This is a genomic window from Nonomuraea sp. NPDC001684 (assembly GCF_053596515.1).
Genome location: NZ_JBSFGJ010000418.1, coordinates 1 through 8,236, shown reverse-complemented (window position 1 = coordinate 8,236; position 8,236 = coordinate 1). Strand labels below are relative to the sequence as shown.

The window sequence follows — 8,236 nt, the reverse complement described above, 5'->3', positions numbered from 1 at the left end:
GACGATGCCCGCCAATTCCCATCCCAGGGTCGTCGGCAGGGGAGGGGTGCCCTCTCCGATGGCCCCTTCACGGGTCTTGTCGTCAACCGGGTTCAAGGCGGAGGCGACGACCCTCACCAGCACCTCGCCGTCCGAGGCCCGGGGCGGCGGCGCCTCGGCTACCGTCAGGACGTCCGGGCCGCCGAAGCGGGTGATCCGCACAGCACGCATGTTCAACTCCTCGATATTCGAAACAAGGGGAATGGCGGGGTCACCGGTCGAGCAGGCCCAGGGCCGGCAGCGCCGCGGCCAGCCGAGGGTCGGCCTGGGCGGCTTCCTCCAGGGCGGTCCTCAGCGTCGCCTCGTAGGTGACGTTCGCCTCGGCGTAGCGGGCCCGGCCCGCGTCGGTGATGACGGTGTAGACCCCGCGCTTGTCGTCCGGGCACAGGTCCCGGTACGTGAGCTCCGCCGTGTTCAGCCGGGTCACCAGGCGGGTCACGGAGCTCTGGTTGAGCCCGATCCGGTCGGCCAGCTCCTGCATGCGCAGCTCGCCGGCGTCCGAGGTGGCGAGATGGCCGAGCGCCCGGTACTCCGACAGGCCGATGCCGTGCCGCCGCTGGAGGGCGGTGGCCAGGGCGTTCTCCACGCGGGCGTGCAGCAGCAGGACGTCGTTCCAGGAGCTGGACACCGCCGAGGGCGCCGGGGCCGGGTGCGGAGTGGGTGCCGTCGGAGCCATGGAAGCCTCCTCCTTCTCTGAGGACCCGGTCTCTCGGACGCGGGATTGACAAAAGCATACATGCACATGCAAGCATTGGCTCGATCGGCACGGTCGTCCTCGGCGCGCTGATCTACAAGGAGAAGATCACGCCGACCGAGCTCGCCTCGTTCGCCGCGATCATCGGTGGCGTGGTGCTCCTCAAGATCGCCGCCGGCGTGCGACCGGCGGCGCGGGCAGCGCCGGCGAGGCGGGAGGGACGGGCGGGCCCTGGCCGCGGAGCCGGTCCATCTGCCGCCACTCGGGCCGCAGCCCCGTCAGGCTCGTGGTGAGGGCGTAGACCGCCCCGCCGGCGAGCAGCACCGGCGTCAGCCCCGCGACCGCCACCAGCGCCCCGCCCACCAGCCCGCCGAGCGGGATGCCGGCCCAGGCGAGGGAGTCCTTCAGCGCGTTGACCCGGCCCAGCAGGCTCCGGGGCACCCGCTCGTAGGAGATCGCCCCGAGGATCGGGTTGAGGAACCCGCCGGCGAACCCGCCCACCGCGAACACCGCCACCATGGCCCACAACGGCGGATCCACCGCCAGGACGAGGAACCGGGTCGGTCCGGCGAGCAGGAACGCCACGAAGAACACGGGCCTGCGCCGCATCCGGTGCGCCACGGCGGCCGCGACCAGGCTGCCGCCGACCGCCGTCAACCCCATGACGCTGCTGTTCAGGCCCACCACGGCGGCGCCGTGACCGGACTCGCTGGCCCACACGAACACCAGCACCTGGCTGAAGGCCGCGTCGAGCAGGTTCGTGACGCCGACCATGACGACCACGGACAGCAGCAGCGGTTCGCCGCGCAGAAACGTGAAGCCCTGGCCGAACCGCCGCCAGTAGCCCTCCTTCGCCTCCGGGGCTTCCTCCGCCCAAGCGCGGTGTCCCATGCCGCGCGGCAGCGCCCACGTCACGATCATCGAGCCGAGCGCGAAGCAGGTGACGCTGATGCCCAGGCCGGCCAGCGGTCCGAGCAGCGCCACCACCGCCCCGCCCGCCGCGGGCCCCACCGTCTGGGCCAGCCGCTCGGTCACGCCCATCAGCCCGGTGGCGCGCTCCAGCGGCACCCGCCCGCGCTCGGCCGCCTCCGGAATCATGATCTCCTTGGCCAGATCGCCCGGACCGCGGGCCGCGCCGACCACCGCGACGAGGGCGATCAGCGCGCCCAGCGGCAGCAGGTCCAGGGCGTGCAGGAGGAGGACCGCCCCGGCCGCCGCGGCGCTCACCACGTCCCCGATCCAGGAGATCCGGCGCGGCCCGACCCGGTCGGCCAGCGGCCCGGCCAGCGCCTTGACCAGCACGTACGGGGCCATCTCGGCGAACGCCACCATCCCGGTGCGCGCCGGGCTCCCGGTCGTCGTCAGGACGAACCAGGGCAACGCGATGGCCGACACTCGCGTCGCGGTCAGCGACACCGTCATGGCCGCGAGCAGGCCGGCCATCGGGCGTAACGACTCGCGCGCCCCCATCACGCACCTTCGGTCGACTCGGGGGGCTCTGGCGCTTCGGCCGACTCGGGCAGCTCGGTCGTCTCGGACGGATCAGTTGTTTCGGACGGATCGGTTGTTTCGGGCAGTTCGGGCAGGAGCTGGGTGATCAGCGAGACCCGGGCGGCCCCTTCGGGCGCCGGCTGGCCAGGCGTGTCGCGCCGGTAGCGGTCGACGACCTCCGCCAGTTCCTCGCGCAACCGAAGCCCCTCCTCCGGCGTGATCCGCAGCGCGACGGAGCTGAGGTCGAGCACCCGCCGCCACTCCGCCGGCATGGTCGGCAGCTCGTTGAGCGTCCGCTGGGTGCGCAGGCCGTACAGGGCGGCGATGGACTGCATGTAGGCGAGCACCGCCTCGGGCTCCCGCTCCGACAGCTCGTCATCGGTGAGCCGGGTGACGTGGTGGACAGAGCGCCACCAGCGTTCGCGGGCGTTGCCGCGCTCGGTGTCCTCCGCGACGAATCCGGCGGCGCCGAGCCTGCGCAGGTGGTAGCTGGCGGTGCCCGAGTTCACCCCCAGGCGTTCGGCCAGGCGGGTGGCGGTGGACGGGCCGTGTTTGCGCAGCAGGTCCACGAGTTGCACCCGTACCGGGTGGGCCAGCGCCCGCAGGCCCTTGGCGTCGAGGACGACCACGCTCTCGGAGGGTTCGGTCATGTCAGGCAGCGTAGACCGCAAACAGTCCTTCGCAAAGACTTGTTCGCGAAGAGATGTTTGCAATGCGCCTGGCCGCGCTCACCCTCGCCTTCACCGCCGTCCCCGCCCAAGGCGGTACGACGCAGCCCCGCTGGACGGGCGCCTGGGCGGCAGCCGTCCAGCAGCCCTCACCCGGCGGGCTGCCGTGGTCGTCCAACTGGTCGGAACAGGGCTTCGAACGCCACTCTGTCCGTCAGGTGCTCCGCGTCACCGGGCCGGGAGCCGCCCTCCGCATCACCATCTCCAACCGGTACGGCACCGCGCCTGTCACCGTGAACGGGGCGACGATCGCCAAGGCCGCGACCGGCGCCGCCGTACGTCCTGGCACTCTGCGCGCCGTCACCTTCTCCCGGCGCGCGGACGCCGTGGTCAAGGCCGGCCAGGAGCTGGTCAGCGACCCGATCCCGCTCCGGCTGGAGGCGCTCGACCGGCTGGCCGTCACCCTCCACTTCCATGGCGCGACCGGACCCGCCACCTTCCACGACATCTCCTCGGCCACCAGCTACCGGGCGTCCGGCGACCACCGGTTCGACCCGCGCGGCACCGACTTCACCGACACCACCCAGTCGTGGTACTTCCTCAGCGGCGTCGACGTGCTCGGCGCCTCGGCCCGCGGCGCGGTGGTGACCTTCGGCGACTCGGTCACCGACGGCACCGCCTCCACCCCGGACGCTGACAACCGCTACCCCGATCAGCTCGCCGAGCGCCTCGTCGCCTCCGGCGCCCGGCTGACCGTCCTGAACAGCGGGATCTCCGGCAACCGGGTCCTCTGCGACCACCCGCTCTTCGGCGAACGCGCCCTCGCCCGCTTCCAGCGGGACGTGCTCGACAAGCCGGGCGTGCGAACGGTGATCGTGATGGCGGGCATCAATGACATCACCTGTCGTGACCCCGACGTCACCGCCGATCAGATCATCGCGGGACTAGGACCGCGGCCCCGCCGGTCGCGGCTCCAGCAGGGGCCGACGGCGGTCCTCAGCCGACCGTGAACAGTGTTTCCTGGAGCCTGGTCGCGTCGTCCCGAGCGATGGGCCTACGTCCGGGGTGGCATCTCGATGCCGGCCCGGCTGACGGAAGCGCTCTTGGTCAGGACCCGCGACACGTCCCGGCGCACGCGCTCGCACCGGCCGCGCATGGCCTCGCGGGCGCCGTCCGCGTCTCGGGCGCGCAGGCGCTCGTGGACGCCCGCCAGCTCTCCGGGCGGGCTCGCCACCTCCGGAGCGATCAACGCGGCCATCCGCAGCACCCGCTCCAGCTCGTCCAGCACGCCGACGATCGCCTTGGCGTACCGGCCGTTGCCGCCGGCGTCGGCGATGACGGCCTCGAACTCGATCCCGGCCCGCAGCGACTGCTCCAGGTCGGCCTCGCCCGCCGCGAGCGCGCCGGGCACCTCGGCCAGCTCTTCGAGCCGCTCCAGCGCCGGGCCCTCGACGCCGCGGCGCGCGGCGGCGGCGGCGCTCTCGCCGGCCAGCAGCGTACGCAGCGCGCACAGGTCGTCGGTGTCCTGGAGGGTGATCGGGCTGACGACGTAACCGGCTCGCGGCAGGGCGTCCACGAGCCCGTCGCGCCGCAGGCGGGCCAGCGCCTCGCGCACCGGCGTCTTGCTCATCTGCCACTGCCGCGCGAGCGACGCCTCGCTGAAGCTGCTGCCCGGCGGCAGCGTCAGGTCGATGATCTGGCGCCGGATCGCCCGGTACGCCTGCCCGGTGCGGTCGAGGCCGGTGACCTCCTGGCCGACCAGCAGCAACGCGGGCAGGTGAGCCATCGCGCCGGTCACGGGGTGGAGCGGCCGGGACGCCTCCCGCCCGTCCGCGATCAAACTTGCCACTTGTCGCACGACACCACTTCGAACCCCCGGCTCGGGAAGACGGCGTCCACGAAGAAGTCGTGCAGCGCCGGATCGCCGTCGCCGCAGCCGTCGCTCAGCACTGTCACCTGGTAGCCGCGGTCGGCCGCGTCGTAGCAGGTCGCGGCCACCATCGCACTGGTGGCGACCCCGGCGACCGCCACAGTGGTGACGCCCCGCGCGCGGAGCACGAGGTCGAGGTCGGTCCCGGCGAACGCGCTGGCGCGGCGCTTCAGCACGACGACGTCCTCGTCGGCGACCGGCAGGGCGAGCTCGGTTCCGGCCGACCCCTCGTGGAAGGCGTCGCCGGCCTCGAAGAACGACTTCATCAGCGCGCTGCCGGGCGGCACGTCCGCCCCGTTGGCCCGGAACGCGAAGTGCACGAACACCACCAGGACGCCGGCCGCCCTGGCGCGGGGCAGCAGTTCGGTGAGCGGCGGCACGACCTGCTGGGCGAACGGGTAACCGCCCGTGATGCCCCGCTGGAGGTCGCCGATGATGAGTGCAGTGGTCACGACATTGCTCCGTCCAGTGTTTCCGGCGGGCGCGACGGCCCGCGTCCCCTCCGGTCAAACTGGGATCACAGTAGGCAAGAGTTGAGATATCAGCAACCGGGGCGCGGACGGCGACCGTCTTCCGGCGCGCCGGATTTGCGCCGATCGAGGGGTTACGTCACCTGCCATGGAGGATCTGCCCAGCGGAAACGCCAGTCACGCGCGATCGGCGTCCGGGGCTCATCCCGCGATCGTGAGGGGCAGGCCGGACAGCAGGCGGTCGCGCAGGACGTCGCCGCGGACGCCGATCTCGGGCAGGTCGTCGGGGCCGGGGGCGCCGCTGATCAGCAGTTCCGGCACGAGGAGGCGGCTGAGCGGGACCTCGGGCGACGGGTCGGCCAGGGCGCCGACACCGGCGTCGGACAGGTCGAGGTAGGCCGGCGTGAGGGCCCTGCCGTGCAGGGTGCCGGCGATCAGGTCGGGGCAGAACTCGTTCCAGAAGATCGAGACGGTGGTGCGCAGGTCGCCATGGATCATCACCAGCTTGTCGGTCATGTCGCCGACGAACGTCTCGGCCGTCACGTGGCCGCGCACGACCAGCTTGGCGTCACCGGCCAGGTAGACGTTCCGCGCCCGCAGGTCGCCCAGGACGATCAGCGCGGCGGAGCCGTCGTCCACGTCGGTGACGTTCCCGTCGACGAGCAGGTCGCCGTCCACGATGTAGCCGGTCGCGGCGTCGGGGGTGTGCTCGCGCCACGGCGTGCGCTCGTGCTCGTCGAGGGGGAGTTCGCCGGTCACCGTGGCGGGACCGGGCACGAGGATGTACTCCTCCTCGTACAGGTTCCCGTACGTCTCCTTCGGCAGGCCGCGCCGCTCGAACAGGTCAACCGCGTCGTCCCAGGCGAGATAAGTCGATCGCATGCGCGTGACCCTAGCAATCAGGCCGGCTGCTGTTCGCCGGGCGTGGTCCCGGCCGCCGAGATCACCCGCGGCGCGGGGCTCGTACGATGGCGGGGTGCGGTCAGTTGTGCCGGTTCGCGGTCATGTGCCCGGATGGGAGATCACCGTCCCGTCGCGGCCCGGCGGCCTGCCCGGGGTCGTCATGGCGGGGTTCAGCGACCGGGCCAACGAGTTCCGCGACCTCGCCCTGGTCCCGCACCCCGCGGTCACCCTGCTCTTCGACCTCGGCGACGAGCCGTTCGTCATCGAGGACGACCGCGGCTCCCGGCAACTCGGACGCGTCGTCGCCGGCCTCGCGCCCCGGCAGGTGCGAGGGAGCGGTCTGACCCGCCGGATGGAGTGCCTGCAGATCCGGTTGTCGCCGATGGCCGCGCACGCCGTCCTGGGCGCGTCCGCCGAGCTGAGCGGCACGGTGGTCGCGCTCGACGACCTCTGGGGGCGCGAGGCCGAACGCGTCCAGGAGCGGCTGCGGGCCGCCCGGTCGTGGGAGGACCGGTTCGCGCTCGCGCGGGACGCGCTGGCCAGGCGGGCCGACCAGGGCCGGGCCGCCGATCCGGAGGTCGCCTTCTCGTGGCGGCGGATGGCGGCCAGCGGCGGGCGGGTGCCCGTCGAGCGGCTCGCCGCCGAGGCCGGCTGGAGCCGCAAGCGCCTGTGGGCCCGGTTCCGCGCCCAGGTCGGCCTCACGCCCAAGCGGGTCGCCCGGCTCATCCGCTTCGACCAGGCGGCCCACCGTCTGGCCGCCGGTGAGCGGGCCGCCCTGGTGGCGGCCGAGAGCGGCTACGCCGACCAGTCGCACCTGCACAGGGACGTCATGACCTTCGCGGGGGTGACGCCGGCCGCGGTCGCGCTCTCGCCGTTCCTCGCGGTGGACGACGTCGCCTGGCCCTCCGGGCCTCCCCGCGACCTCGCCTAGCGGCTCAGGCCCGGCCGCCGCCGACCAGGCGCAGCGCAGGGGATGGCGGCGCAGGAACTGCCAGCCGGCGTCTACGGCAGGCGCGGGTGAGGTGACGGCTCCTCGTGGGCGGCTCTGGTGATCTCGTGCACGGCGACCGGCCGTCCGTGGCCCGGGACCACCGTCTCGAACGCGAACCGCAGGCCGAGCTTGTCCATCACCCGGCGGGACCGCTGGTTGTCCACGTGACGGATGCTGACGATCCGGTCGAGGCCGCACTCGGCGAACCCGAACCGCAGCAGTCGTCCGGCCGCCTCGGTGGCGTAGCCGTTGCCCCAGTACGCTCGTCCGAGCCGCCAGCCGATCTCCACGGCGGGCAGGATCTCGGGGAGGAACGCGGGCACCGTCAAGGTGACCCAGCCGGCCGTCAGCCCGGTCTCGCGCACGACGACGGAGAGCGGGCCGTGCCCGCTTTCCTGCCATTCCCGCCGGGCGCGCGCGATCCACGCCGCCGTGCGGTCCGGGTCCGGCGGCAGGACGGAACCGTCGCCGATGTACCGCATGACCTCCGGATCGGCGTTCATGGCGGTGAAGGGGGCGAGGTCGTCGTCGTCCGGCAGACGCAGCAGCAGCCGGTCGGTCGTCATGGGGATCATCCGGCGATGATGCCAGAACCGGGCGGCGCGGACGGTACCGGCGCGGCCCCGCGGCGCAGGGCCCACCACGTCGCGACCGCCGCGTACGCGCCCAGCACGGCGAGCCCGGCCCACCCGGGCAGCGGGAAGTATCCCGCCGAGGGCGCGTAATGGGCGGTCACCTGCGGATACTCCACCCGCGTCTGCAGCACGGCGAAGCCCGCCGCCGGGGTCAGCCGCAGCAGCCACCCGGCGACGGCGTCGGGCAGCAGCGGGAACGCCGTCAGCCCGTACGGCAGCGCGACCAGCGCGAGCGCGACGAGGGCCGCCGCCCGGCGCAGCCACACGCCCAGCCCGTACGCGAGGACGGCGCCGAGCGCGAGCACCAGGCCGGCGCCGGCGATCACCCGCGCCCCGGTGAGCAGCGGCAGCGGTTGCGCCGGCACGCCGTTCCCCGTCATGATCGCGATGCCCACCGGCAGGACCACCCCCGCGG

At 73.3% G+C, this 8,236-nt stretch carries 10 protein-coding genes and 1 pseudogene; 2 read left to right on the top strand and 9 right to left on the bottom strand.

Translation table 11 applies throughout. The features are described from left to right. The 4 genes from ACWCSD_RS42045 to ACWCSD_RS42030 all read right to left on the bottom strand — a co-directional run. Positions 1-210 (bottom strand): alcohol dehydrogenase catalytic domain-containing protein (locus tag ACWCSD_RS42045; protein ID WP_449923394.1); only part of this gene is annotated, 210 nt, incomplete at its 3' end. Between the two features lie 40 nt (positions 211-250). Continuing rightward, on the bottom strand, positions 251-715 hold the full coding sequence (locus ACWCSD_RS42040) for a MarR family winged helix-turn-helix transcriptional regulator (RefSeq protein WP_387674671.1): 465 nt from the start codon (positions 713-715) through the stop codon (positions 251-253). A 180-nt stretch (positions 716-895) separates the two neighbouring features. After that, positions 896-2,203, bottom strand: coding sequence for an MFS transporter (locus ACWCSD_RS42035; RefSeq protein ID WP_397157072.1), 1,308 nt, complete (start codon positions 2,201-2,203; stop codon positions 896-898). Beyond that, positions 2,203-2,874 (bottom strand): ArsR/SmtB family transcription factor, encoded by a 672-nt coding sequence (locus ACWCSD_RS42030; RefSeq protein ID WP_449923389.1) that lies wholly within the window; start codon positions 2,872-2,874, stop codon positions 2,203-2,205. Before ACWCSD_RS42030 ends, ACWCSD_RS42035 begins: the two co-directional genes overlap by 1 nt. A 53-nt stretch (positions 2,875-2,927) precedes the next feature. Here ACWCSD_RS42030 and ACWCSD_RS42025 point away from each other — a divergent pair, with 53 nt between their 5' ends. Continuing rightward, positions 2,928-3,902 carry a GDSL-type esterase/lipase family protein gene (locus tag ACWCSD_RS42025; protein ID WP_449923386.1) on the top strand — a complete coding sequence of 325 codons (975 nt, stop codon included), beginning with the start codon at positions 2,928-2,930 and terminating at the stop codon, positions 3,900-3,902. A 44-nt stretch (positions 3,903-3,946) separates the two neighbouring features. Here the strand turns inward: ACWCSD_RS42025 and ACWCSD_RS42020 are convergent, their stop codons facing one another. The 3 genes from ACWCSD_RS42020 to ACWCSD_RS42010 all read right to left on the bottom strand — a co-directional run bounded on the left by ACWCSD_RS42020 (position 3,947) and on the right by ACWCSD_RS42010 (position 6,174). Next, positions 3,947-4,741, bottom strand: coding sequence for a GntR family transcriptional regulator (locus tag ACWCSD_RS42020; protein ID WP_449923383.1), 795 nt, complete (start codon positions 4,739-4,741; stop codon positions 3,947-3,949). Further along, positions 4,729-5,274, bottom strand: a complete 546-nt coding sequence (locus ACWCSD_RS42015) for a cysteine hydrolase family protein (RefSeq protein WP_358287058.1) — start codon at positions 5,272-5,274, stop codon at positions 4,729-4,731. Before ACWCSD_RS42015 ends, ACWCSD_RS42020 begins: the two co-directional genes overlap by 13 nt. 219 nt (positions 5,275-5,493) lie before the next feature. Continuing rightward, positions 5,494-6,174 carry a polymer-forming cytoskeletal protein gene (locus tag ACWCSD_RS42010; RefSeq protein WP_397157064.1) on the bottom strand — a complete coding sequence of 227 codons (681 nt, stop codon included), beginning with the start codon at positions 6,172-6,174 and terminating at the stop codon, positions 5,494-5,496. Positions 6,175-6,268: 94 nt separating this feature from the next. Between ACWCSD_RS42010 and ACWCSD_RS42005 the strand changes: the two genes are divergently transcribed. Continuing rightward, a complete protein-coding gene (locus ACWCSD_RS42005) occupies positions 6,269-7,126 on the top strand; it encodes a helix-turn-helix domain-containing protein (protein ID WP_449923378.1) in 858 nt (285 codons plus the stop codon). Between the two features lie 71 nt (positions 7,127-7,197). On the opposite strand, the gene ACWCSD_RS42000 is transcribed toward ACWCSD_RS42005, so the two are convergent. Then, positions 7,198-7,761, bottom strand: a complete 564-nt coding sequence (locus ACWCSD_RS42000; protein WP_397157060.1) for a GNAT family N-acetyltransferase — start codon at positions 7,759-7,761, stop codon at positions 7,198-7,200. Beyond that, positions 7,758-8,236, bottom strand: a pseudogene (locus tag ACWCSD_RS41995) (hypothetical protein); the annotation flags it as partial. The gene ACWCSD_RS42000 and the pseudogene ACWCSD_RS41995, both read right to left, overlap by 4 nt.